The 24,464-nt window shown below is 66.3% G+C and carries 26 protein-coding genes; 15 read left to right on the top strand and 11 right to left on the bottom strand.

All coding sequences use genetic code 11. The annotated features are described in order from the left end of the window. Positions 1–34: 34 nt before the first annotated feature. Both L8G49_RS02610 and L8G49_RS02605 read left to right on the top strand, forming a co-directional pair. Positions 35–577, top strand: a complete 543-nt coding sequence (locus L8G49_RS02610) for a peroxiredoxin (protein ID WP_242137481.1) — start codon at positions 35–37, stop codon at positions 575–577. Positions 578–730: 153 nt separating this feature from the next. Beyond that, positions 731–1,252 (top strand): carboxymuconolactone decarboxylase family protein, encoded by a 522-nt coding sequence (locus L8G49_RS02605; protein WP_242182281.1) that lies wholly within the window; start codon positions 731–733, stop codon positions 1,250–1,252. Positions 1,253–1,460: 208 nt separating this feature from the next. Here the strand turns inward: L8G49_RS02605 and L8G49_RS02600 are convergent, their stop codons facing one another. Beyond that, positions 1,461–2,240, bottom strand: coding sequence for a sulfite exporter TauE/SafE family protein (locus L8G49_RS02600; RefSeq protein WP_242137479.1), 780 nt, complete (start codon positions 2,238–2,240; stop codon positions 1,461–1,463). 158 nt (positions 2,241–2,398) lie between these two features. On the opposite strand from L8G49_RS02600, the gene epsC reads away from it, so the two are divergent. Then, positions 2,399–3,076, top strand: a complete 678-nt coding sequence (epsC, locus tag L8G49_RS02595) for a serine O-acetyltransferase EpsC (RefSeq protein WP_242137478.1) — start codon at positions 2,399–2,401, stop codon at positions 3,074–3,076. Next, positions 3,076–3,420 carry a DUF2794 domain-containing protein gene (locus tag L8G49_RS02590; RefSeq protein ID WP_242137477.1) on the top strand — a complete coding sequence of 115 codons (345 nt, stop codon included), beginning with the start codon at positions 3,076–3,078 and terminating at the stop codon, positions 3,418–3,420. Before epsC ends, L8G49_RS02590 begins: the two co-directional genes overlap by 1 nt. Positions 3,421–3,549: 129 nt before the next feature. Here L8G49_RS02590 and L8G49_RS02585 read toward each other — a convergent pair whose 3' ends face one another. From L8G49_RS02585 to L8G49_RS02545, 9 genes are all read right to left on the bottom strand, one after another. Further along, a complete protein-coding gene (locus L8G49_RS02585) occupies positions 3,550–4,449 on the bottom strand; it encodes an SDR family NAD(P)-dependent oxidoreductase (RefSeq protein ID WP_242137476.1) in 900 nt (299 codons plus the stop codon). 187 nt (positions 4,450–4,636) lie between these two features. Beyond that, the gene (locus L8G49_RS02580; protein ID WP_242137475.1) at positions 4,637–5,002 is read right to left on the bottom strand and encodes a hypothetical protein; all 366 of its coding nucleotides are present in this window, start codon (positions 5,000–5,002) and stop codon (positions 4,637–4,639) included. Between the two features lie 81 nt (positions 5,003–5,083). Beyond that, a complete protein-coding gene (gene phoB, locus L8G49_RS02575; protein WP_010164457.1) occupies positions 5,084–5,776 on the bottom strand; it encodes a phosphate regulon transcriptional regulator PhoB in 693 nt (230 codons plus the stop codon). A gap of 13 nt (positions 5,777–5,789) precedes the next feature. Further along, complete coding sequence (gene phoU, locus L8G49_RS02570; protein WP_242137474.1) at positions 5,790–6,494, bottom strand: phosphate signaling complex protein PhoU; 705 nt, start codon at positions 6,492–6,494, stop codon at positions 5,790–5,792. A gap of 11 nt (positions 6,495–6,505) precedes the next feature. Beyond that, complete coding sequence (pstB, locus tag L8G49_RS02565) at positions 6,506–7,276, bottom strand: phosphate ABC transporter ATP-binding protein PstB (RefSeq protein ID WP_242137473.1); 771 nt, start codon at positions 7,274–7,276, stop codon at positions 6,506–6,508. Further along, entirely contained in the window at positions 7,273–8,571 is a 1,299-nt protein-coding gene (gene pstA, locus L8G49_RS02560) for a phosphate ABC transporter permease PstA (RefSeq protein ID WP_242137472.1), read from the bottom strand. The genes pstB and pstA overlap by 4 nt, the downstream gene beginning before the upstream one ends. Beyond that, a complete protein-coding gene (gene pstC / locus L8G49_RS02555) occupies positions 8,564–9,940 on the bottom strand; it encodes a phosphate ABC transporter permease subunit PstC (RefSeq protein ID WP_242182279.1) in 1,377 nt (458 codons plus the stop codon). Before pstC ends, pstA begins: the two co-directional genes overlap by 8 nt. A 34-nt stretch (positions 9,941–9,974) precedes the next feature. Next, complete coding sequence (locus L8G49_RS02550) at positions 9,975–11,051, bottom strand: substrate-binding domain-containing protein (RefSeq protein ID WP_242182277.1); 1,077 nt, start codon at positions 11,049–11,051, stop codon at positions 9,975–9,977. A 93-nt stretch (positions 11,052–11,144) separates the two neighbouring features. Further along, positions 11,145–12,413 (bottom strand): ATP-binding protein, encoded by a 1,269-nt coding sequence (locus tag L8G49_RS02545; protein ID WP_242182275.1) that lies wholly within the window; start codon positions 12,411–12,413, stop codon positions 11,145–11,147. Between the two features lie 125 nt (positions 12,414–12,538). Here L8G49_RS02545 and L8G49_RS02540 point away from each other — a divergent pair, with 125 nt between their 5' ends. From L8G49_RS02540 to L8G49_RS02525, 4 genes are read left to right on the top strand one after another with little or no spacing between them, the layout of a single operon-like run. Then, on the top strand, positions 12,539–12,931 hold the full coding sequence (locus L8G49_RS02540) for a hypothetical protein (protein ID WP_242137468.1): 393 nt from the start codon (positions 12,539–12,541) through the stop codon (positions 12,929–12,931). 5 nt (positions 12,932–12,936) lie between these two features. Further along, positions 12,937–13,233: an HPr-rel-A system PqqD family peptide chaperone gene (locus tag L8G49_RS02535; protein WP_242182273.1), complete on the top strand. Its 297-nt coding sequence runs from the start codon at positions 12,937–12,939 to the stop codon at positions 13,231–13,233. A gap of 2 nt (positions 13,234–13,235) precedes the next feature. Beyond that, complete coding sequence (locus tag L8G49_RS02530; protein WP_242182271.1) at positions 13,236–14,096, top strand: HprK-related kinase A; 861 nt, start codon at positions 13,236–13,238, stop codon at positions 14,094–14,096. Continuing rightward, complete coding sequence (locus L8G49_RS02525) at positions 14,081–15,091, top strand: nucleotidyltransferase family protein (protein WP_242182269.1); 1,011 nt, start codon at positions 14,081–14,083, stop codon at positions 15,089–15,091. Before L8G49_RS02530 ends, L8G49_RS02525 begins: the two co-directional genes overlap by 16 nt. On the opposite strand, the gene L8G49_RS02520 is transcribed toward L8G49_RS02525, so the two are convergent. Continuing rightward, positions 15,083–15,757 carry an HAD-IA family hydrolase gene (locus L8G49_RS02520; RefSeq protein ID WP_242182267.1) on the bottom strand — a complete coding sequence of 225 codons (675 nt, stop codon included), beginning with the start codon at positions 15,755–15,757 and terminating at the stop codon, positions 15,083–15,085. The genes L8G49_RS02525 and L8G49_RS02520 overlap by 9 nt on opposite strands. Positions 15,758–15,818: 61 nt before the next feature. Here L8G49_RS02520 and glmU point away from each other — a divergent pair, with 61 nt between their 5' ends. From glmU to L8G49_RS02485, 7 genes are all read left to right on the top strand, one after another. Continuing rightward, the gene (glmU, locus tag L8G49_RS02515; protein WP_242182265.1) at positions 15,819–17,168 is read left to right on the top strand and encodes a bifunctional UDP-N-acetylglucosamine diphosphorylase/glucosamine-1-phosphate N-acetyltransferase GlmU; all 1,350 of its coding nucleotides are present in this window, start codon (positions 15,819–15,821) and stop codon (positions 17,166–17,168) included. A gap of 22 nt (positions 17,169–17,190) precedes the next feature. Beyond that, a complete protein-coding gene (locus tag L8G49_RS02510) occupies positions 17,191–17,574 on the top strand; it encodes a ribbon-helix-helix domain-containing protein (RefSeq protein ID WP_242137463.1) in 384 nt (127 codons plus the stop codon). Positions 17,575–17,579: 5 nt separating this feature from the next. Then, positions 17,580–17,936 (top strand): type II toxin-antitoxin system VapC family toxin, encoded by a 357-nt coding sequence (locus L8G49_RS02505; protein WP_277923016.1) that lies wholly within the window; start codon positions 17,580–17,582, stop codon positions 17,934–17,936. Positions 17,937–17,950: 14 nt separating this feature from the next. Then, positions 17,951–19,774 (top strand): glutamine--fructose-6-phosphate transaminase (isomerizing), encoded by a 1,824-nt coding sequence (glmS, locus tag L8G49_RS02500; protein WP_242182260.1) that lies wholly within the window; start codon positions 17,951–17,953, stop codon positions 19,772–19,774. Next, complete coding sequence (locus L8G49_RS02495) at positions 19,771–20,679, top strand: ROK family protein (RefSeq protein WP_242137460.1); 909 nt, start codon at positions 19,771–19,773, stop codon at positions 20,677–20,679. Before glmS ends, L8G49_RS02495 begins: the two co-directional genes overlap by 4 nt. Positions 20,680–20,741: 62 nt before the next feature. Further along, on the top strand, positions 20,742–22,661 hold the full coding sequence (locus L8G49_RS02490; RefSeq protein WP_242182258.1) for a GGDEF and EAL domain-containing protein: 1,920 nt from the start codon (positions 20,742–20,744) through the stop codon (positions 22,659–22,661). Next, a complete protein-coding gene (locus L8G49_RS02485; protein ID WP_242182256.1) occupies positions 22,658–24,463 on the top strand; it encodes an ATP-binding protein in 1,806 nt (601 codons plus the stop codon). The genes L8G49_RS02490 and L8G49_RS02485 overlap by 4 nt, the downstream gene beginning before the upstream one ends. Position 24,464 lies beyond the last annotated feature (1 nt).

Here is a 24,464-nt window from a genome sequence, read left to right as displayed (position 1 = left end):
GAGAGGCCCCCATTCCAACCAGGAGGCCACCATCATGTTGACCATCGGCGACAAGCTCCCCGACTTCACCGTTCCCGTCCAGCAGGGCACCAGCGCGCTTCCGGCCGGCGAGACGCTCAGCCAGGATGCGTTCCCGGGCAAGTGGAAGGTCCTGTTCTACTGGCCAAAGGACTTCACCTTCGTGTGCCCGACCGAGATCGTCGGCTATGCCGGCCTGAAGGGCGACTTCGAGGATCGCGACGCGGTCCTGATCGGCGCGTCGACCGACACCGCGCACGTCCACCTCGCCTGGCGCAAGTCGGACCCCGATCTGGCGGCGGCGGACTTCCCGTGGCTTGCGGATAACGGCGGCGTGCTCGCATCGCAGCTCGGCATTCTCGACAAGAACGAGCATGTCGCGTTCCGCGCGACCTTTATCATCGATCCGGACAACGTCATCCAGGCGGTCCAGGTCAACGGCCTGAACGTCGGCCGCAACCCCGCCGAGACGCTCCGCGTGCTCGACGCGCTGCAGACCGACGAGCTGTGCCCGTGCAACTGGAACAAGGGCGACGACGTCCTCCAGCTCGCGGCATAATCCCTGACGGGCGCGGCCGAACGGTCGCGCCCATTCTCCCGTCACCCCGGCGAAGGCCGGGGCCGTCAGGTTGGTCGCGTAACGGCTGTTGCGAAACACAAGCTGACGGCTCCGCCCGGCGCCGGGGTGACGTGTCTCTGAAAAGGAAACCCCATGTCCCTCAAGGAATTCGCCGGGACGCTCCCGGATTTTGCCAAGGATATCCGCCTCAACGTCGGCTCGCTCCTCAACGAGGCGCATCTGCCCGACCAGCAGAAGTTCGGCCTGTTCCTGTCGTGCGCGCACGCGACGGGCTACAAGCCGCTGGTCGATGCCGCCGAAGCCGAAGTTGCAGCGAAGCTCACCCCGGAAGCGGCGACGGCAGCGCGCGCGGCGGCGGCGGTGATGGCGATGAACAACGTCTATTATCGCTTCACGCATCTTGCCGGGAATGCCGAATATCAGAACATGCCCGCCAAGCTGCGGATGAACGTGATCGGCCAGCCGGGGATCGACAAGGTCGATTTCGAGCTGTTCAGCCTCGCGGTCAGCGCGATCAACGGCTGCGGCATGTGCATCGATTCGCACGAGCAGATCCTCAAGAAGGCCGGCGCCACCGCCGAGGCGATCCAGACCGCGGTCCGGATCGGCGCGGTGATGAAGGCGGTCGCCACGGTCCACGCCGCGATCAACTGAGCCCTTTTCGTCATCGCCTCGCAAGCGGGGATCCATACTGGCTGCCGTCACCGCCTCTAGTCGACCGGCCAGACAATGGATCCCCGCTTTCGCGGGCGTTCTGCAAAACCACCCGTCATCCGGAACTCGTTTCAGGATCGGGCCCCTTGCGCATCCGGATTATGCGTGTTGCTCGGTGGATGCTGAAACAAGTTCAGCATGACGGCCGTCAGGCGAGCGCCGCCCACACCGAATAGGCGCTCGTCGCGGTCAGCAACCCGCCGATCAGTCCCATCAGCGGCCGCGCGGGGACGCGCTTGGCCAGCACCGCGCCGAACGGCGCCGCCGCGACTCCCCCGATCAGGATCCCGATCGCTTGCAGCGTGAAGGCCGAAAAGCCGATCGTGACCAGGAACGTCGCGGAGATCGTCGTCGTCAGGAAGAATTCCGAGGTATTGACGGTCCCGATCGTCTTGCGTGGCTGCGCACCCTGGACCAGCAGGTTCGACGTCACCACCGGTCCCCAGCCACCGCCGCCCGCCGCATCGAGAAACCCGCCGATCAGCCCCAGCGGTTCGACGATCCGCGGCTCGCGCGGTTCGACCGTCCCGCGCCAGGCGCGGTACAGCAGGTACAGCCCGATCGCGGCGAGATACGCCATGACGAACGGCTTGGCGACATCGGCATCGAGGGTGCTTAACACATACGCCCCCAGCACGCCCCCGATCATGCCGGGAATGACCAGCCGGCCGAACAGTTTCCAGTCGACATTGCGCTGCAGGACATGGCTGATCCCGGACGCGGCGGTGGTGAAACTTTCGACCGCGTGGACGGTCGCGGACGCCAGCCGCGGTGGCATGCCAAGGAACACGACCAGCGCGGTATTGGTGATCACGCCGAACGCCATGCCGAGCGCGCCGTCGATCATCTGCGCGGCGAAACCCACTGCGATGAACGGGAGGATCGTCCAAAAGATCGTGCTCCAGTCGAGCGCGGCAAGATCGGGCATAAGCGTGTCTTCTCCGGCAATATCCTAACGTTATCGCGGGAAACTCAATATCCTACAAGCTTGCTAGGGTATGCATATCCCCGGCTCGTTCGGCGGCGGTCCTTTAATTTCCCCGTGTGAACGCCTAGATAGCGCGACGATATAAGGGGAATACGCAGATGATGGGACGGCTGGTCGCCTATCTGGATTCGATCAAGGCGCGCGACCCGTCGCCCCGTTCGCGGTGGGAGATCCTCACCTATCCAGGCGTATGGGCGCTCGCCTATCATCGCATCGCGCACCGTCTGTTCGGGGCGCGGCTGTTCTTCCTGGCGCGCGCGGTCAACCACATGAGCCGCTTCCTGACCGCGATCGACATCCATCCGGGCGCCAAGATCGGGCGCAATTTCTTCATCGACCATGGCTTCGTCGTGATCGGCGAGACGGCCGAGATCGGCGACAACGTCACGATCTACCAGTGCGTCACGCTCGGCGGGACCAACCCGGATAATGGGGTTCCCGGCAAGCGGCATCCCACGCTGCTCGACGGCGTGATCGTCGGATCGGGCGCGCAGGTGCTCGGGCCGATCACGGTCGGGCAGGGCGCGCGCGTCGGCGCGAATGCGGTGGTGACGCGCGACGTGCCGCAGGGCGCCACGATGGTCGGCATTCCGGCGCGGGCGACGATGGTCGAGGGCGGCAAGCAACCCGCGCAGTTCCTCGCCTACGGCACGCCATGCACAGATGCGTTCGACCCGCAGACGCAGAAGGTCGAATTGCTGCGCTGTGAACTGGAAACGATGCGCAAGCGGCTCGACGCGCTGCTTGCCGATCAGGACATCCGCGACCGCGCCTGATGGGGACGGTTACGCCTTTTCCGGTCGTTCGTGGCAAGCCGACTCAAGTCGGGTTCGAACGGCTCGAACTCAACCGCATCCTCGACCTGTACGGGCGGATGGTCGCGGCGGGGATCTGGCGCGATTATGCGGTGGAGTTCGGACAGGACGTCGCGGTGTTCGCCGCGTTCCGGCGCTCGGCCGAGCGGCCAGAGGTGCGGATCGAGAAGCGCCCGGAGCTGCGCAACCGGCAGGGAATGTGGGCGCTCGTCAACGAACAGGGCGTCGTGCTCAAGCGCGGACATGAGCTTGGTCCGGTGCTGGCACCGGTCGAGCGGCGGTTGATGAAGGTGGTCGAGGACTGACGCGGGCGTTGTGTAAGCCCTTCGACTTCGCTCAGGGCGAACGGGGGAGGGGCTGCCTACCACCACATTCCGTTCGGACCGAGCGAAGTCGAAGCCGGCGCCTGACGCCAGCTTCGACCCCAAGGCGAATCAGCCGCCCTGCAACTTCTTCAGAATGCTCATCGACTGTTCCGCGCCGTTCTGCGGCGTCAGTTCGCCGGTCCGGTCGGTGATCTCGGCCCAATGCGCCGCGATGCCTTCAGGCGAAAGGTCGTCCCCGGTCAGCAGCTTGCCCTGCGTAAGCGTCACGTACGCCGCCTGGAACACACCCGCGCCAGCGCCGACGATCATGTTGGTCGGCGCCTCTTCCGACACGAGATACAACGCGGCGGGTGCGACCTTCTCGGGTGCGAAGGCGGCGAACGCCTCGGCGGGGAACAGGTCCTCGGTCATCCGCGTGCCCGCGGTCGGCGCGATCGTGTTGACCTTGATGTTGTTCTTCGCGCCCTCGATCGCGAGCGTCTTGGTCAGCCCCGCGAGCCCGAGCTTGGCCGCGCCGTAATTCGCCTGGCCGAAATTGCCGTACAGCCCGGTCGACGACGCGGTCATCAGGAGGCGCCCGTAATTCTGCGCGCGCATCGTGTCCCACACCGCCTTGGTGACGTTGGCCGAACCGTTGAGGTGGACGTCGATCACGAACTTGAAATCGGCGGGCTCCATCTTGGCGAAGCTCTTGTCGCGCAGGACGCCCGCATTGTTGATGACGATATGGACGCCGCCCCAGGCTTCCTTGGCCTTGGCGACCATCTCGACCATCTGCTCATATTCCGTAACGCTGCCGCCGTTCGACATCGCGGTACCGCCGGCAGCCTCGATCTCTTCGACGACCTTCAGCGCGGCGTCGCTGTGGCCGGTGCCGTCGCGCGAGCCACCGAGATCATTGACCACGACCTTCGCGCCCCGCTTCGCGAGTTCGAGCGCATAGGCGCGACCCAGGCCGCCGCCGGCGCCGGTGACGATCGCGATCTTATCATCGAAACGGATGGACATGGGGGAGCTCCTCTACTGTGGTTCGAGCGCGTCCTAGGCGTTTGCACGGGGCGTGCAAGAGCACGAAGCGTCCCGGTTCCGGTCGATGCGGCCGGACCCGCGTCCACAAAAATGCCGACGTAGCGACTTTCCGCTACGTCGGCCTTTGTTAGCTAGAGGCGGCGGCGCCAACGCGCCGCCGACGCTATTATTTGTGCTTGCGACGCATCGTGTGCTTGCGCGCGCCGCCGTTACCGCGCTTGTCGATGCACTGGTCCTTCACGGTGCTCGAGCAGGCCGGATAGTCTGCGGTTGCCGGCATCGGTGCTGCGGCGGCGGGAGCTGCCATCGGCGGCTGGCCACCGGCGGGTGCCATGGCCGGGCCACCGGCTGGGGCGCCCATCGCCGGATCGGCTGCCGGCGCTGCGGGCGCGGGCTGCTGCATCGCCGGGTCGCCGGCGGGCTGTGCCGGGGCCGGCTGCTGCATCGACGTGTCGGGGGTTGCGGGAGCGGTCTGCGCGAGGGCAGGCATGGAAACTGCAGCGGCGAGTGCCGCGAACATCATGATCTTCATATAGGATCTCCTACGAACGGGCAGCATTGTGTGCTGCACGGGCGGATGAACGCGCGTGTAGCGGCATGGCTCCCAAAATTCTTACGCTCCCGAATCGAGTGCGTAGCCCGCCGAGCGAACGGTGCGAATGATATCAGGACGATCGCCGCGGTTGATCGCCTTGCGCAGCCGGCGGATATGGACGTCGACCGTGCGGCTTTCGATGTCGCTGTCATGCCCCCAAACCGCATCCAGCAGCCGCTCGCGCGAGAAGACCCAGCCGGGATGCTCGAGGAAGTGCTTGAGTAGGCGGAACTCCGTCGGCCCGAGCGGGATGACTTCGCCCGAACGCCGGACCTTGTGGCCGACCGTATCCATCTCGATGTCCGAATAGGTCAGCTGCTCGCCCGCCAGCGCGGGGCGCACGCGCCGCAGCACCGCGCCGACCCGCGCGACGAGTTCGCGCGGCGAGAAGGGCTTGGTGACGTAATCGTCCGCGCCGGTCTCGAGCCCGCGCACGCGATCCTCCTCCTCGCCGCGCGCGGTGAGCATGATGATGGGGACGTTCGCGGTCTCCGGCATGCGGCGCAGGCGGCGGCATACCTCGATCCCCGACAGGCCCTCGACCATCCAGTCGAGCAGGACGATGTCGGGCGTATTCTCCTTGGCGAGCAGCAAGGCTTCCTCGCCATCGGGCGTCTGCGCGATCTCGAAATCCTCGCGCTTGAAGTGCCACACCAGCAACTCGGCCAATGCCGCGTCGTCTTCCACCAGCAACATTTTAGCACGAGCCATGGCGATCACTCCTTCAAGCGGTCGGCGTTAAATGGGACATTGGTCCACGGTCGCGTTCGACCATGTGCGTGCCGGTCGCCGCAAAATACACCATTTCGGCAACGTTCGTCGCGTGATCGCCGACCCGTTCGAGGTTCTTGGCAATGAACAGCAATTGCGCGACCTGACCGATCGTCTTGGGGTTTTCCATCATGTGCGTGACGAGCACGCGGAACAGGCTGTTGTAGAAATCGTCGACCTGCCGGTCACGCGCGCAGACCTCGACCGCGGCGGCGGCATCGCGCGCGGCGAAGGCGTCGAGCGCGTCGTGGACCATCTGCACCGCGAGCACGGACATGGCGGGGAGGACCGACAGTGGCTCGATCTCGCCGTGGCTTTCGATCGTGGGAACCCGCTTGGCGATGTTCTTGGCATAATCGCCGATCCGCTCGACCACGCCCGCGATCTTGAGCGCGGCGACGACTTCGCGCAGATCGTCCGCGAGCGGCGCGCGCAGCGCGATGATCCGCACCGCGAGCTGCTCGACCTCGATCTCGAGCGCGTCGATGCGCTTGTCGCCGTCGATGATCGCGCGCGCGCCTTCCAGGTCGTGCAGGCGCAGCGCTTCCATCGCGGCGCCGATCGCCTGTTCGGCAAGGCCGCCCATCTGCGCGATCAGGCCGCGCAACTGGCCGATTTCAGCGTCGAAGGCTTTGATCGTATGTTCGTTGGTGGGCATGGCGTCCTGTCTCAGCCGTAGCGGCCGGTGATGTAATCCTTGGTGCGTTCCTGCCGCGGATTGGTGAAGATGTCCGAGGTCGCGCCATATTCGACGAGCGTCCCGAGATGGAAGAACGCGGTCCGCTGCGACACGCGCGCGGCCTGCTGCATGTTGTGCGTGACGATCACGATCGCGTAGCGGCCGTTGAGTTCATGGATCAACTCCTCGATCTTGGCGGTCGCGATCGGGTCGAGCGCGGAGCACGGCTCGTCCATCAGGATCACCTCGGGGTCGACCGCGATCGCGCGCGCGATGCACAACCGCTGCTGCTGGCCGCCCGACAAGGCGGTGCCGCTGTCGCTCAGCCGATCCTTGACCTCGTCCCACAGGCCGGCCCGACGGAGCGATTGTTCGACGATCTCCGCCAATTGGGCCTTGTTGGCAGCGAGGCCGTGGATGCGCGGGCCATAAGCGACGTTCTCGAAAATCGTCTTCGGAAAAGGATTCGGTTTCTGGAAGACCATGCCGACCCGCGCGCGCAGCTGTACCACGTCCATCGCGGGGTCATAGATGTCCTCGCCATCCAGCGTGATGTCGCCCTCGACCCGCGCGCTGGGGATCGTGTCGTTCATCCGGTTGAGCGTGCGCAGGAAGGTCGATTTGCCGCAGCCGGACGGACCGATCAGCGACGTGACGTAGCGCTGGTCGAAATTGAGCGACACATCGTCGATCGCTTTCTTGGCTCCGTAATAGACGCTGACCCGTTTTGCGCAGATCTTGTGTTGGTTTGGAATGCTCACCAGCGGGTCTCGAATTTGTTGCGGAGGTAGATGGCGAAGCCGTTCATCGCGAGCAGGAAGACGAGCAGCACGATGATCGCCGCGCTGGTCTTCTCGACGAAGCCACGGTCGATCTGGTCGGACCACAGGAAGATCTGGACCGGCAGCACGGTCGACGGATCGGTCAGCCGGGCGGGCGGCGCGGAGATGAACGCGCGCATCCCGATCATCAGCAACGGCGCGGTCTCGCCGAGCGCGCGCGCCATGCCGATGATCGTGCCGGTCAGGATGCCGGGCAGCGCGAGCGGCAGCACGTGGTGGAACACGACCTGCACCGGGCTCGCGCCGACGCCGAACGCGGCATCGCGGATCGACGGGGGCACGCCCTTGATCGCATTGCGCCCGGCGATGACGATGACGGGCATCGTCATCAGCGCGAGCGTCAGACCGCCGACGATCGTCGCCGAGCGCGGCAGGCCGAACGTGCCGAGGAACACCGCGAGACCGAGCAGCCCGAAGATGATCGAGGGCACCGCCGCGAGATTGTTGATCGAGACCTCGATCAGGTCGGTCCAGCGGTTCCGCGGCGCATATTCCTCGAGATACAGCGCGGAAAGGACACCGACCGGGAAGGCGATCAGCAGCGTCACGATCATCGTGAAGATGGACCCCTTGAGCGCGCCCCAGATCCCGGCGCGGGTCGGGTCGTTCGAATCCGAAGCGGTCAGGAAGGGAAGGTTGAACCCGGTCGAGATCGCGTGCTGCGCCTTGAGATGGGCAACGGTCGCCTCGTCGGCGGGCGCGCCTTCGCGTTTGGCGGCGATGTCGATCGGGTCGCTTGCAGGGACCCAGACGATGCTGCGGCCCCCGAGTATCGCCGGATCACGCTTGATCGCGGCGCGCACCGACAGCCATGCGCCGTCCGACAACATCTTGGGCCCGTCCTTGCCGAACGCAGCGGTCGCGGCGGCGGCGGTGACACCCTCGACCCCGGCGCTGGCAAGCGCGAGATCGGCGCCTGGGCCCTTCAGATGCGCCGGATCAAGCGCGAGGCCAGCCTGTGGGAAGTCGATCGGCAAGGCAATCTGCGTCTGCAGGAACCCGCTCGCACCGTTATAGACCATGGTCACGAGCAGCACCGCAAGGAACCCCGCCGACAGCACGACCGCGGCAAGCCCCAGCAACCGGAAGCGGCGCTCGGCGGCGTAGCGCTGGCGGATCCGGCGCTGCATCGATTGCGTCCGCCAGTCGGTGGGCGCGCGCTCCGGTGGCTCGGCGGGGCCGACCGGTACCTGGGCGACGAGGGTTTCACTCATAAGCTTCACGGTACCGTTTGACGACCGTCAGGGCGACAATGTTGAGCAACAGGGTGATGACGAACAGCGTTAGCCCGAGCGCGAAGGCGGCCAGCGTCTTCGGGCTATCGAACTCGGCCTCGCCGGTCAGCAGGTCGACGATCTGCTTGGTGACGGTGGTCGCGCTGGCGAACGGGTTGAGCGTCAGCGTGGCCACGCCCGAGGCGGCCATGACCACGATCATCGTCTCGCCGATCGCGCGCGACACCGCGAGCAGCACGCCGCCGACGACGCCCGGAAGGGCTGCGGGCAGCAACACGCGGCGGATCGTCTCGGAGGAGGTCGCGCCCATTGCAAGGCTGCCGTCGCGCATCGCTCCCGGGACCGCGGCGAGCGAATCGTCTGCCATCGACGAGACGAACGGGATGATCATCACCCCCATCACCAGTCCCGCAGCGAGCGCGCTTTCGGAACTCGCCCAGGTAATCCCGATCGACACCGCGAAGTCGCGGACCGCCGGCGCCACCGTGAGCGCGGCGAAATACCCGTAGACGACGGTCGGCACGCCGGCGAGCACCTCGAGGATCGGTTTCATCCAGCGACGCGCCGAGGCAGACGCATATTGCGTGAGATAGACCGCGCTCATCAGGCCGAACGGGATCGCCACGACCATCGCGATGACCGCGCCGATCAGGAACGTCCCCCAGAACAGCGGGACCGCGCCGAGCGTCGCGCCCGGGTCGGCCGGGTCGATTACCTGCGGGCTCCAATGCGTGCCGAACAGGAAATCGGTGATCGGCACGACTTCGAAGAAGCGCCACGATTCGAACAGCAAGGACGCGACGATCCCCATGGTCGTCAGGATCGCGATTAGCGATGCGCATAACAGCGCGCCCATCACGACGAACTCGATCTTGGTCCGCGCCCGGAAATCGGGGCGGACGCGAGTGAAGGCGAAGCCGCCGGTGGCAAAGGCGAGCAGCAGGGCGACCGCGGTGCCGATCCAGTCGATCCGCGTCTGCGCAGTCGCATAGGCAGGCGCGAGCTTCTGCGACAATGGATTGAACGCGCCGAAGCTGCGGCCCGCGGCAAGGCTGCGCGCCTCCGACAGGATCGCTGCCCGGTCGAACCCGGGCGCCGGCAATTGCACCGCGGCAGGGTCGTGGAGCACGCTGTTGGTGACGAGCGCGGGCGAGGTTGCCGCCCACACAGCCAGAAACAATGCCGCGGGCACGATCGTGCACAGCGCGACATAACCGCCGAAGTGCGAGGGCAGGGAACTGAACCGCGCGGTGCTGCCACGCCGGAAGGCGACGGCGCGCATCCGCGCCGTCAGCCAGCCGATCAGCCCAAGCCCGGCAATCACCAGGAAAAGCGCAAAGAAGGACACTAGGTCAGGCTCGTTTTAAGGCAGGAGGAACGGGTCAGAGCAGCTTCGACGGATTGAGCAGCGTCTCGTTCTTGACGATCTCCGCGCTCCGCTTGCGCACGTCCTCCGGTGCTGCGATCAGCCCCTTGGCGACGAGCGGGCCGTTCGGATCCCACGATTTGACGTAGAGCGCGAGGAATTCGCGCAGGCCCTTGATCGCGGTCAGGTGCGCAGCCTTCACGTAAAGGAACAGCGGCCGCGATCCCGGATAGGCCCCGCGCGCGATCGTCTCATAGGTCGGCTCGACGCCGTTGATCGGCACGCCGTTCAGCTTGTCCTTGTTCTGCTCGAGATAGGAATAGCCAAAGATGCCGACCGCATTCGGGTTGGACTGCAGCTTCTGGACGATCAGATTGTCGTTCTCGCCCGCATCGACATAGGCGCCGTCCTCGCGGATCGCAGTGCAGCCCTTGGCGTAGGCGGCGTGATCCTTGTCCTTGATGTCGGCCATCTTGGGGTTGATCGCATCGCAACCGCGCGCGAGGATCAGCTCGGCCAGTGCATCACGGGTGCCGCTGGTCGACGGCGGGCCATAGACCTGGATCGGCACCGCCGGCAGCGCCGGATTGACGTCTTTCCATGTCTTGGCGGTGTTGGGCTGGCCATTCGGCGTCGCGGCGAGTGCGCGGTACAGGTCGACGGCGGTCAGCTGCAGTTTAGGGCCGTTCTTGGATTCGGCGAAGGCAATGCCATCGAGCCCGATCTGGACCTCGATGATCCGGGAAACGCCGTTGTCGACGCATGTCTTGTACTCGCTCGCCTTGATCCGGCGCGAGGCGTCTTCGATGTCGGGGTGCGCGGCGCCGATGCCTGCACAGAACAGCTTCATCCCGCCGCCGGTGCCGGTCGATTCGATCGCCGGGGCCTTGGTGCCCGGCGTGCTGTTGACGAGCTGCTCGGCCACCATCGTGGTAAAGGGAAATACGGTAGAGGAGCCAACCACGGTGATATGGTCGCGCGACCCGGCGCCACCGCCATTGGCCTGATCCTGGCATGCCGCCAATGTGACGGCCGCAGATGCGGCAACCAGCGTGCCCAAGGCCTTGACGACTTTCGCGTTTTTCCGGTTCATGGAATCTCCCCTCGGGCCGTGGACTCGGATGTCAAAGCTGTGGCCCCCGGAGTCGCTTACCATCCTCACCCACGTGCCTCTGTGACGTTGTCGTTACCGTTTGATGACATTGTCCGGGGAAATCGCGCGTGAGGACAAGGGCGGGGTGGCCTTGTCGTGCGGCGGCAGCATCAGCGTGACGGTGGTACCCTTGCCCACCGTACTGGCGACGTCGAAGCGGCCACGATGGCGTTCGACGATGTGTTTGACGATCGCCAGACCGAGGCCGGTTCCGCCTGCCGCGCGGCTGCGGCCCGGGTCTACGCGGTAGAAGCGCTCGGTCAGGCGGGGGATATGCTCGGGGGCGATACCCTCGCCCTCGTCGGCCACGCTGATCCGCACCATACCCACGCGATCGCGCCAGAGCTTGACCGTCACCGGCGTGCCGACCCGGCCATATTTCATCGCATTGCCGATGAGGTTGTGCAGCACCTGGCTGAGCTGGGCGCGATCCCCCGCGACCGTAGGAACGCCGAGGTCGAGATCGGTGACGATATCGTTGCTGCGGACGTTCTGGGCGTCCAGCAATTCCGAGCGCACCTCGCCCACCAGTTCGCTGAGATCGACCGCGCGGTCGGGAAGACGATACTTTTCCGCTTCGATCCGGCTGAGCGAAATCAGGTCCTCGACCAGCCGCTGCATCCGCCGCGCCTCGTCGAACATGATTTTCAGAAAACGGCCGCGGACCTGAGCATCTTCGCCCGCCTTGTCGTCGCCGAGCGTCTCGATATAGCCGAGGATCGACGCAAGCGGGGTACGCAATTCGTGGCTGGCGTTGGCGACGAAGTCGACCCGCATCCGCTCGGCCGCATGATTGCCGGTGCGGTCGATCAGGTGAACGACGCGTTGGCCGCTCGCCGTACTGCTGACATGCATTTCCCAATGCTGATCCAGTGCCCCGAGCCCGACCAGGTTTGTCGGGCCTTGCGGCATGCCCGCGATCGGGCTGGCGAGACGTTCGGCGGCGCCGGGATGTCGGATCGCGATCCGCACGTCTTCGCCGACGATATGCTTGCCGAGCAGGCCGAGCGCCGCCGTATTGGCGTGGGCCACCCGGCCTTCAGAGACGATCAGCACGGGACCGACGATGGCTTCGATCACCTCCTGCAGATTTGGTACGGGGGCAGGGGCAGCCACTTCGACCGGGCGCGGCGTCTCGATCGGCTGATCGCCGGTTCCGGTTGCGGTGAGCGCGGCCGCGACCCCCCCGACCAGCGCGATGATCGCGGCCTGGAGGTTCCATTCGAGCAAGAAGACCGCGATCGCCGCAATGACGACGAGCCCGATGGCGATGACCGTGCGAGATCCGAACCCTTGCAACATGGTCGCCGCCTTAGCCGGTGTTCGCGACGCGCGGAAGCCGACACTGTGCCGGGACGAGACGCGAATGCCGCTTGATGCGGACCCTGCGCTTGCCAGTGAATCGCGAATGTGAAAGGGCGATGATCATGAACGACGATACCCCCGATGTCCCGGCGGCCACGCGGCGGCGCGCGCTGATGCTCGGTGCGGTGTCAGCGGCGGCAGTGGTTTCGATCCGCCCCGCGCTCGCCGCAACGGTGGCGTCGATCTCGACCTGCGAGATTCCGGTGCCGGACGCCGGGCGGGCTGGAAGCTATATCGCGGCCGACGGCAGCACCGTACCGGCCGGAACGCAGGGGGCATTCGCGCCACCGGGCCGCCCGTTCAAGGGAGAGGACGTTCGCACGGCGCTTGCCGGGGGGCAGTTGCCAGGCACCAATTCCAGCCAGAGTCGCGCCTACACCAACTATATCCGGCGTCTGCAATCGGGGACGAGCGGCTTTACCTGCTTTGCGTCGTTGCAGATGCCGCGCGGCTGAGCCGCGTGAAGGAACCAGCCGAGCATCTCCTGTATCGTATGGCGCGGCCCGAGGCGCTTCGCATCGTCCAGCTGGATAGTTTTGCTGCGGTCTATCACTGTACGTCGGGCATCACGCACCTGCTCACCTCACCCGCGCCCGAACTCCTCGCCGCGCTGGGCGAGGCCGGGCTTACCGTGTCCGGATTGCATGCCAAGTTGCAGGGGCAATATGCGCTGGCGGAGGAGGATGCGGACGCGCTGGCGGCGCGGCTCGCCGAACTGGTCGCCTGCGGGCTGGTCGCCTGCGAACCGACGCGCTGAGCATGCGCCACGTCCTTTCCGTCCGCGTCGGGCCCGTCGGGTTTCGCATCGGGTCCGACTGGCGTGCGCCGATCGCTCAGCTCGAGCATATCTATGCCGGCTATCCCGCCCCGCACGGCGGCGTGGTCGACTTTTCGGTTCGGCTGTTCGCGGCCCGGCCGTGGCGGCGTTTCCTGCGCCCGGCCGTGATGATCGGCGGGGACTACGTCCTGCCGGAAGCAGCGCCGCTGCCCCTGGCGCAAGGCCTGCTGGCGGCGGAGATGGGGATGAACCTCCAGATGGCGCTCGGGCAACGGCGGTATCTGCTGCTTCATGCCGCGGTCGTCGAGCGCGAGGGGCGCGCGATCCTGCTGACGGGGGTTTCGGGATCCGGAAAGTCGACGCTTGCGGCGCTGCTGTCGCTGCGAGGGTGGCGACTGATGGCGGACGAGTTTGCGCTGATCGATCCCGCGACCGGGCTGGTCCATGCGTTTCCCCGGCCGATCAGCCTGAAGAACGCCGGGATCGCCGCGCTTTCCGCCGAAGTTCCGGCGCGGCGGCTCGGGCCGTTGCTGACCAATACGCCGAAGGGCTCGATCCGCCATCTGGTTGCTGACGCGGCGACCATCGCCGCGATGGACCGACCCGCGCGCCCGGTCGCCATCTTCTTCCCGAGCTTCGGCTTTTCACGCGCGGAGCGGGACGTGGCGCCAAGCGAAGTGTTCGTCCGGTTGACCCAGGCCTCGACCAACTATGTCGCGCTGGGAGAGCGCGGGTTCGATGCCCTTACCGCGCTGGTCAAGGCGTTGCCCGCGCGTGCCATCGATTACCCCCACACCGAGTGCGCCGTCGAACAGGTGGAGGCGGCGTGGGCCGCGCTGTGAACGGCTGGCTGCTCGCGCGCGTCCTGCGGGACCCCGACTGTGTCGCGCGCTTCGACGCAGAGGACTGGAACGCGGTAATCGCGATCGCGCGCGCCGAACAGATGATCGGTACGCTGTCGTTTCGATTGGAAGGGGTCGCCGTTCCGGCCCAGGTCGCGCGAATCCTCGACGATGCGCGGATGTCCGCCGTCCAGGGGCAGATCGTCGCCCTGTGGGAAGCCGAAGCGGCACGGCGGGTGCTGGCGCTGGTCGGGGAGCGGCTGGTGCTGCTCAAGGGTACGGCCTTCGCGGCTGCCGGGATGCGCGCCGGGATCGGACGGTCGATTGGCGATCTGGACATATTGGTGCCGCGCGATCGCATCGCCGTGGTCGAGGCGGCCTTGCTCGAGGCCGGATGGGAATGGGTCAAGCCGGACCCCTATGACGATGCCTATTATCGGCAGTGGATGCACGAGTTGCCGCCCCTGATCCACCGCGAGCGCGATCGAATGATCGACGTGCACCACACGATCCTCCCTACGACGGCACGGATCAAACCGGATCCGGCGGCATTGCTTGCGGATGCGGTCGAGCTAGCTCCGGGCATCTCTGGTTTGTGTCCCAACGACATGCTCGTCCATGCGGCGGCGCATCTGTTTGCCGACGGGGATTTGGCGGGTGGGATGCGCAATCTCTGGGACGTGCAGTGCCTGGTGGGCCAGTTCGGCACACATGGGTTGGCGGCCAGAGCGTCCCACCATGGGCTTGGCCGCGAAGTCGCGCGGGCGTTGCGACTGGCCGAAGCCTTGTATGGCGATGCCAAGCGGGTGACCCTGATCGACCGGCTGTATCTGTTCCGCATCACCGCGCGGGACGGTTGGGGCCGCCCCGGCCGTCCGGTGACCCGCATGGCGTTCTATGTCCGGTCGCACTGGCTGCGGATGCCGCCCGGCCTGCTCGCGCGCCATCTGTGGACTAAATGGCGCAAGGGCGGCGCCGGGCCGGGGTCAGGCTGAGAGCTGCTCCAGCGTCGGGATCAATTTGTCGAAGGAGTCGATTACCGCGTCCGCGCCCATTTGCTCGACCGGTTCCAGCAGAAAGCCGAAGCTGACGGCGATACCCGGAATTTCGGCATTTTGCGCGGCCATGATGTCGTAGATCGAATCGCCGACGAACGCCGCGCGTCCCCCTCCGGAACGCACGATCATCGCGTCGATCGGCGCGCGGTTGGGCTTGGAGAGACCGGGGCCCAGCGTATCGCCGCCGATGATGCAGGCGAAGCGATCGATCAGGCCCAGGTCGGTCAGCAGCCGCGTGGCGAAGGATTCGAACTTGTTGGTGCAAACCGCGACCGTGATCCCGCGCGCCGCCAAGGCGTCCAGCGCCTCGACTGCCCCCGGAAAGGGCCGCGTATGGACCGACAGATGCTCGCCATAGTAATCGAGCATCCGCTTGTAGAGTGGGCGGAACGCCTCGGCCTCGATGCCACCGGTGGCTTCCAGCCCCTGCGTCAGCATGTGCTTGGCGCCGCCGCCGACCATCGTCTTGACTTGCGCCACGCTGAGGGGCGCGCGACCGACCGAGGCGAGCGTGTCGTTGACCGCGGCGGTCAGGTCGCCGCTGCTGTCGACCAGCGTTCCATCAAGGTCGAAACCCACGATATCGAATGAATTCTTGCTCATGTCGGTGTGACTGACAGGGTTGTTCTGGAAATGGCAAGAGTCTCGTGGCAGGGCACGCGGCATGAACCGTCCCGTAGCCGCAATCGTCCTTGCCGCCGGCAAGGGCACCCGCATGAAAAGCGACCTGCACAAGGTCCTCCACCCGATCGCCGGGCGGTCGATGCTGCTCCATCTCGTCGACAGTATCGCGGCACTCAATCCCGCCAGGACCGTCGTCGTCACGGGTGCGGGCCGCGAACAGGTCGAGTCTGCGGTCACACCGCTGGGAATCGCGACCGCTTTGCAGGCCGAGCAGCTCGGTACCGGCCATGCGGTGGCGCAGGCCGAGGCGGCGCTGGCCGGGTTCGAGGGCGATGTGCTGATCCTGTATGGCGACGTGCCGCTGGTTTCGACCGCGACGATGCGCGCGATGCTCGATCGGCTCAACGCCGCGGACGCACCCGCGACGGTCGTGCTGGGTTTCCGGCCGGCCGATGCCGGTGCCTATGGCCGGATCATCGCACACGACGGCGTGATCGAGAAGATGGTCGAGTATAAGGACGCAACCGCGGCGGAGCGCGCGGTCGACCTGTGCAACTCGGGATTGATGGCGGTACGCAGCGCCGACCTGTTCGCGTTGCTCGCGCGCGTCGGGAACGACAATGCGGCGGGGGAATATTACCTGCCCGATATCGTCATGCTGGCCGCGGCCGATGGCCGCGCCTCCGCGGTGATCGAGACCAGCGCGGGTGAAGTGGCGGGCGTCAACAGCCGCGCCGAACTCGCCGCCGTCGAGGCGGATTGGCAGAGGCAGCGTCGCCTCCGCGCGATGGCGGACGGCGCAACGCTGATCGCGCCCGAAACCGTCTGGTTCGCGCACGATACGCGGATCGGTCGTGACGTCGTGATCGAGCCCAACGTGGTGTTCGGCCCGGGCGTGACGGTGGCGGACGGGGTCATGATCCATGCCTTCAGCCACATCGAGGGCGCGACGATCGGCGCGAAAGCCGAGGTTGGTCCGTTCGCCAGGCTTCGCCCCGGCGCGGTGATGGGGGAGAAGTCCAAGATCGGCAATTTCGTCGAGATGAAAAAGGCTGTGCTCGGCGCGGGCGCGAAGGCGAGCCATCTGACCTATCTCGGCGATGCCGAGGTCGGCGAAGGCGCGAACATCGGCGCGGGCACGATCACCTGCAATTACGACGGCTTCTTCAAGTACAAGACGGTGATCGGCGCGGGCGCGTTCATCGGGTCGAATTCGGCGCTGGTCGCCCCGGTGACGATCGGCGCGGGCGCGATCGTCGGCGCCGGGTCGGTGATCACCGCCGATGTCGAGGCGGATGCGCTCGCACTGGTGCGGCCGCAGCAAGTCTCCAAGTCCGGATGGGCCAAGCGCTTTCGCGACGTGATGACGGCGAAGAAAGCTGGCAAGTGATATCACGCGATGATATCTATCGATGATGGCAAGCAGGACCCTGGTTTCGCTCGGCGACGATCGCATTGCGCGGCTCGATCAAATCGCGGCAGAGCTCGGTCGGTCGCGCGCGGCGGTGATCCGTGACGCGGTCGATCGGCTGATCGCGAGCGACGCGGAAGAGGGGGATCGGCAACGCCGACGGACGGCGTTGCGCGCCGGCTTCGGGGCCTGGAAGGATCGCACCGACATTGGTGACGCCGTTGAATGGCAGCGGCGCGAACGCGCGAGCTGGACCCGTCCGTGGGACGACGATTACGAAGGCGTCAAAGCCGAGTTTCCCGATCTCTTCGACGCGGAAGATGATCGTCAGCGCGCGATCTATCGCGATCAGCTTCGGGGCGTGCAGCCGTCGCCAAAATCGTGAGCGCCATGTCGTTCGACAGCAATATCCTGATCGATGCCCTCAACGGCAACGGGTCCGCGCAGCGCGAGCTCGAATCGGTCGACGATCGGTGGATCAGTCGGCTGACGTGGATCGAGGTCATGTCCCGCGTTGACCCGATCGCGATGCCGCGGACGAAATCGCTGCTGGAGGGGTTCCTGATCGATGAGCTCGATATTCCCGTTGCGACACGCGCGGCAGAACTGCGCAACGAGCGCCAGCTGAAGCTTGCCGACTCGGTCATCCTCGCGTCGGCGCAGGTTCACGGACGCATTTTAGTGACCCGCAACACCAAGGACTTCCCGGCCAACATGCCGGGCATCCGCATCCCCTACACCCTCTAGATCGAGACAATTACATGTGTGGCATCGTTGGCATCCTGAGCACCGAAGACGTCGCGGATCGTCTGCTCGACGGGCTCAAGCGGCTCGAATATCGCGGGTATGATTCCGCCGGCATCGCGACCGACTTCGACGGCGCGATCGAGCGGCGGCGCGCTTCGGGCAAGCTGATCAATCTCGCGAACGAACTCGCCGCGCATCCGCTGCCTGGCAAGACCGGGATCGCGCACACCCGCTGGGCAACGCATGGCGGGCCGACCACCAACAACGCGCATCCGCATGCGACCGGCGAAGTCGCGGTCGTCCACAACGGAATCATCGAGAACTTCAAGCCGCTCCGCGACGAACTGATCGCGCGCGGGCGCACCTTTACCAGCGAGACCGACACCGAAGTCGTCGCGCATCTGATCAGCGAGAAGGTCGAGGCCGGGCTCGGCCCGATCGAGGCGGTACGCGAGATCCTGCCGCGGCTGCACGGTGCGTTCGCGCTCGCGATCCTGTTTCGTCAGCATCCCGATCTGCTGATCGGCGCGCGGCTCGGCTCGCCGCTCGTTGTCGGGCATGGCGAGGGCGAGATGTACCTCGGATCGGACGCGCTCGCGCTCGCGCCGCTGACGCAACGGATCGCCTATCTCGACGAGGGCGACTGGGTCGTGCTGACGCGCGACGGCGCGCAGGTCTATGACCGCGACAACACGCCGGTCGAACGCGCGATCACGATCTCGGGCGTGACCGGCGATCTCGTCTCCAAAGGCAACCACAAGCATTACATGCTCAAGGAGATTTACGAGCAGCCGATCGTCGTTGCACAGACGCTGCGCTCGTATCTCCAGCGGATGGAGGAGCGCGTCACGCTGCCGATCCCAGAGTTCGACCTGTCGACGATCAAGCGCGTGACGATCGTCGCGTGCGGCACCAGCTTCTACGCGGGCATGGTCGCCAAATACTGGTTCGAGCAGTTCGCGCGCGTGCCGGTCGACCTCGATGTCGCGTCCGAATTCCGCTACCGCGCGCCGGTGATGGAGGAGGGCGGTCTCGCGCTCTTCATCAGCCAGTCGGGCGAGACCGCCGACACGCTCGCGGCGCTGCGCCACGCCAAGGCCGAGGGCCAGACGATCGCGGTCGTCGTCAACGTGCCGACCAGCTCGATGGCGCGCGAGGCGGACATCCTGCTCCCGACCCACGCAGGCCCCGAGATCGGCGTGGCCTCGACCAAGGCGTTCACCTGCCAACTCGCGGTACTCGCCGCACTTGCCGCCAACCTCGCGCGGGCGAAGGGCAAGCTCAGCCCGGCCGAGGAGAAGATGATCGTCAAGCATCTCGCCGAAGCCCCCGCCGCGCTCAACGGCGCACTCGCCTATGACGAGGCGATCGAGGCGATGGCGCATCATGTCGCGGTCGCACGCGACGTGCTCTATCTGGGGCGCGGCACCGACTATCCGCTCGCTCTCGAAGGCGCGCTGAAACTCAAGGAAATCAGCTACATCCACGCGGAAGGGTATGCCGCGGGCGAGATGAAGCACGGGCCGATCGCGCTGATCGACGAAAACGTGCCCGTGATCGTCATCGCGCCGTCGGGGCCGCTGTTCGACAAGACCGTGAGCAACATGCAGGAAGTCCAGGCGCGCGGCGGCAAGGTGGTGCTGATCTCGGATTACGACGGGATCCAGGCGGCTGGCGACGGCTGTCTCGCGACGATCACCATGCCAAAGGTCCACCCGCTGATCGCGCCGCTGGTCTATGCGGTGCCGGTGCAGTTGCTCGCGTACCATGTCGCAGTGATCAAGGGCACCGATGTCGACCAGCCGCGCAACCTTGCCAAGTCGGTGACGGTGGAATGAGCACGCCGTTGATCGCAGGGGTCGAGCTGGGCGGGACGAAGGTCATCTGCGTGCTCGCCAGCGGGCCCGACGACGTGCGCGATACGGTGACGATCCCGACCACCACGCCCGAGGAAACGCTGCGCGCGGTGGAAGCGGTCCTGGCAGGCTGGTCGGGTTACGAAGCGCTCGGCATCGCGAGCTTCGGGCCGGTTTCGCTCGATCCAGCGGACCCGACCCATGGTTTCATCACCGCGACGCCAAAGCCGGGCTGGTCGCACACCGATGTCGGCGCGCGGCTGGCGCGCGCGACCGGCGTTCCGACAGGGTTTGACAGCGACGTCGCTGGCGCCGCGCTCGGAGAGGGACGCTGGGGCGCGTCGCGGACCGTTGCCGACCACGCCTATGTCACCGTCGGTACCGGACTTGGGGTTGGGCTGGTGCTTGGCGGAACTCCGGTGACCGGTCTGACCCATTCCGAGCTGGGTCACATCCGGCCGGTACGGCTGGCGGGGGATTCCTGGGCGGGATCCTGTCCGTTCCACGGCGACTGCCTCGAGGGCTTGGCGTCGGGTACCGCGATCCGTGCGCGGACCGGGCGACCGGCTTCCGACCTTGCTATCGGTGACCCGGCCTGGGAGGGCGTCGCCCATGCCCTGGCGCAACTCTGCCACATGCTCGTGCTGACCGGGATCCCCCGCCGGATCGTGATGGGGGGCGGGGTGATGGTCGGGGTGCCGCACCTGTTCGGAATGATCCGCGAGCGATTGGTCGAGAGCCTGGCGGGCTATGTCAGCGCGCGCGGCCTGCTGCCGATCGAGGCATTCGTCGTCCCGGCCGAACTCGGCGGGATGGCGGGACCGCTCGGCGCGATCGAACTTGGCGTGCGCGCGCTGAGCAAAGGCTCATCCTTTAGATGTTGTTAACCTAGTTTGCATACCTTGTGGAAAGGGCGCATCGCGCCCTGTGCCCATAACGGTGGTGCCAAATGCGAATTCTGATCGTCGACGACGAACCGGCCATGCACGACAGCTACCGACGCAGTTTTGCGCCGGTGGGCGATGCCGTGGGGTCGGCGTTGGGCGCGATGGCCGCTGAGCTGTTCGGGACCGAATTTCCCGTACCGTCAGCAGAACCGCAGCGCATCTTCGACCTGACGCATCGACTGCAGGGGCTGGACGGGGTGGCCGCCGTGGCCAATGCGTTGCGGGATGACGCACCGTTCGCGGTCGCCTTCATCGACGTGCGCATGCCCCCCGGGATCGACGGCCGCGAAACCGCGGCGCGGATCCGTGCGCTCGACCCCGCGATCCATATCGTCATCGTGACCGGCTATTCCGACTTCGCGCCGATCGAGATCGCGCGGGTCGCCGGACCTGCGGACAAGATCTTCTACATCGCGAAGCCGTTCGAAGTCGCCGAGGTCCAGCAGATGGCGACCGCGCTGGTGCATCGCTGGGAAGGCGATCGCGAATTGACCGCCGCGCGCCGCACCCTGGCCGAGCAGGTCGTCCAGCTGCAGGAACAGGGGCACGAACTCGCCGCGAACGAAAGCCGCGCGATGCATCTGGCCAATCACGATTCCCTCACGGAAGCGCCCAACCGCCTCGCCTTTCGCCGGGCGCTGAGCGAACGCGCCAAGTCGGGTGCGCAATTTGCGGTAGCGATGGTCGATCTCGATCGGTTCAAGCTGGTCAACGATACGCTCGGCCATCTGGCGGGGGACGAACTGATCCGCGCAATGTGCGGCGTACTCCAGCGGTCCGTCCCGCCGGGCGGCATGGTCGCCCGACTGGGCGGGGACGAATTCGGCCTGCTGTTCGACACACCCGGCAGCGAAGCCGCCGAGGCCGATTGCGCGCGGATCGCCAAGGCCTGCGCATCGACCTTCAAGGTGCTCGGCCATTCGGTCCAGGGTGGCGCCTCGATCGGGTTGATCGCGACCGAACCGGGTGAAACGCGCGATCCGGTCGACTTGATGCGCCGGGCCGACCTTGCGCTCAACGATGCCAAGCGCGACGGGCGTGGGATCGTTCGCGTGTTCGACGACGGCATGGACGAAACGATCCGGATGCGGCGCGCGATCGAGACCGGGCTTTCGGGTGCGATCGCGCGCAACGAACTGAGCCTTGCCTATCAACCGATTGTCGGACGCGAGCGGCTCGAGATCGTCGGCTTCGAGGCGCTGTTGCGCTGGAACACCGACGCGCACGGCCCGATCAGCCCCGACGTCTTCATCCCGATCGCCGAGGAATCGAACCTGATCCACGAGATCGGCGACTGGGTGCTTCGGGAATCCCTGAAGGTCCTCGCCGAATGGCCGACCCAATATGTCTCGGTCAATTTCTCGCCGCGGCAATTCCGACGCCACAATTTCGTCGCGCGTCTGGTCGAAGACGTGCAGCGCGCCGGGGTGGATCCGACCCGCGTGCAGATCGAGATCACCGAGACGGCAATCTTCGACGATGCGGATCGCGCCGCCGACACCCTGTATAAATTGCGCCAGATGGGCTTCCGCATTGCGCTCGACGATTTCGGAACGGGCTATTCGAGCCTGTACAATATCCGCAAATTCGCACTCGATTGCCTCAAGATCGATCGCAGCTTCATCGAGGGCATGGGCCGCGAGCGCGAGAGTGCCGCGATCGTCCAGTCGATCATCCACCTCGGCCGCGCCCTGGGCCTCGGCGTGATCGCGGAGGGCGTGGAAAGCGAGGCGCAGCTGCAGTCGCTCCGCGTGGCGGGGTGCTCGCATATGCAGGGGTTCCTGTTCTCGCGCCCGGTGACCAAGGCGTTCGCACGGCAGATTGCGGTAACGCGATTCATGGTCGATGCCGATGATGGCCAACCCATGCTGCCGGAATATTCGGGCATTCCGATCCAGGTCGGCAACGCCGATTCCGCATGAGACGACGCGCGGTCCGACGGGTGCGGCACCGCATCGGTCACGCGCTCCGGTCCCGTGCGCTCGCCGCCAAGCTCGTCGTGATCCTGACCGGCGTGGGTTTGGTCGGCGCCGTGGCGCTGATCGCGGTGCTCGCCAGCGTGATCGTGCCGAGCTTCAACGATCTCGAAGCGCGCTCGACCCAGGTCGAGGTGGAGCGGACCCGGTCTGCGCTGGAGACGATCGCGCGTCAGGTCGAGCTGAAGGCCCGCGATTATGCGGAGGATACGGCCCGCAGGCCGACCCCGGCCCATACGCAACGGTTGCTCGGCGAGCGCCAGGTCGATGGCGTATCGTGGATCGACGGTCAGGCCGATCGCGACACCGTCCATTGGCGCGCCGCTGATGGCAAAGCCCTGGAGCAGGCGTTTGCCAAGGCGCTGCCCCGCGCGGCGATCGACCGGGCAATCGGCTCGGCTCGGTCGGCGCATTTCTATGTGAAGATGGGTGACGTCCTGGCCGCCGTAGGCGTCGTGCGGGTCGCGGGTATGCGGGAGGACGATCCGCCGCGCTTTTTCGCGCTCGCCAGTCGTCTGTCAGGCCCGATGGTGTCGGAGGCATCGCATCTGCCGGTAAGGTTGGATCCTGCAGGGACGTCCGGCCGTGTCCGCATGGATAGCACGCGCACCACGCTGCGGATCGCGGTGCCGATCCGCGGGATCGACGGGCGTCCGGTCGCCAGCGCCGTGATCAACGTGCGCCGCGATTTCTCCGTGTTGGGACAGCGCGTCCTGCTGCTGGCGGTGGCGGGATCGATCATTCTGCTGCTCCTAGTCTTGCTGGCGCTACGGCGGATGATCACCACGCTGGTGCTGCGCCCGCTCGCGCGGGTCGAGCGCCACATGCAGGCCGTACAGAGCTCGGGGGCGCTCGATCTGCTGTCCGATACGCCGCGTGACGACGAGATCGGATCGCTCGTCGCGAGCTTCAACGGTATGCTGCGACAGCAGCACGATTTGCGGCAGCAGTTGGAAATCCAGAACTTCGCGCTGGGCAAGAGCGAAAGCGCCATCGCCATGCTCCACAACGTCCGCAACGCGCTGACGCCCGTCAGCACCATCCTCAGCCGCGCCATCGTTCTGACGGCGCCAGTGGACCAGACGCTGGTTGAGCGCGCGGTTGCCGAGCTCGCGACTGCCGACATCGCGCCGGATCGCCGGTCCAAGTTGAGCGCCTTCGTTGCCGCAGCGGTCGCCGCGGAGACGGCGGACCGGAGCGAGCGCCAGCGCGAGCTGCAGGTCGCGCGGGATGCAATGGCGCATGTGCTGGAGATCATCGGTCAGCAGCAGCGCGCCGTGCACGAGCGGCCCGAGGTGGAAGCGTGCGACGTGACCGAGATCCTGGCGCGCAACGCCACGATCGCGCGGTACGCCGGCAGCGTATCGATCGCGGTCAGTTTCCCGGCACAGCCGTGCCTGGTGCTCGCGAACCGGGTCATTCTGAGCCAGGTGATCGGCAACCTCTTCGCCAATGCGGCGGACGCGATTGCGGCGCACGGGACAGGCAGCGGCAGTATCATCGTCACGATCGAGCGCGCCGGCGACATGGCGCGGATCGCGATCCGGGACGACGGCGAGGGGTTCGTCGTCGGCGCGGCCCCAAGCCTGTTCCAGCGCGGCTTTTCGACCCGGCGTCACAAGGTCGGTGGCCTTGGGTTGCACTGGTGCGCCAATGCGATGCTGGCGATGCAGGGACAATTGCGGCTCGACAGCGCCGGCCCCGAGCAGGGGGCGGTCGCGACGCTGACCCTGCATCTCGCGACCTAGC

This window comes from Sphingomonas sp. CARO-RG-8B-R24-01 (genome assembly GCF_022662295.1).
Classification (GTDB): Bacteria; Pseudomonadota; Alphaproteobacteria; order Sphingomonadales; family Sphingomonadaceae; genus Sphingomonas.
Note: the sequence above shows the minus strand (reverse complement) of the source record. Positions and strands in the feature narration are given on the sequence as shown.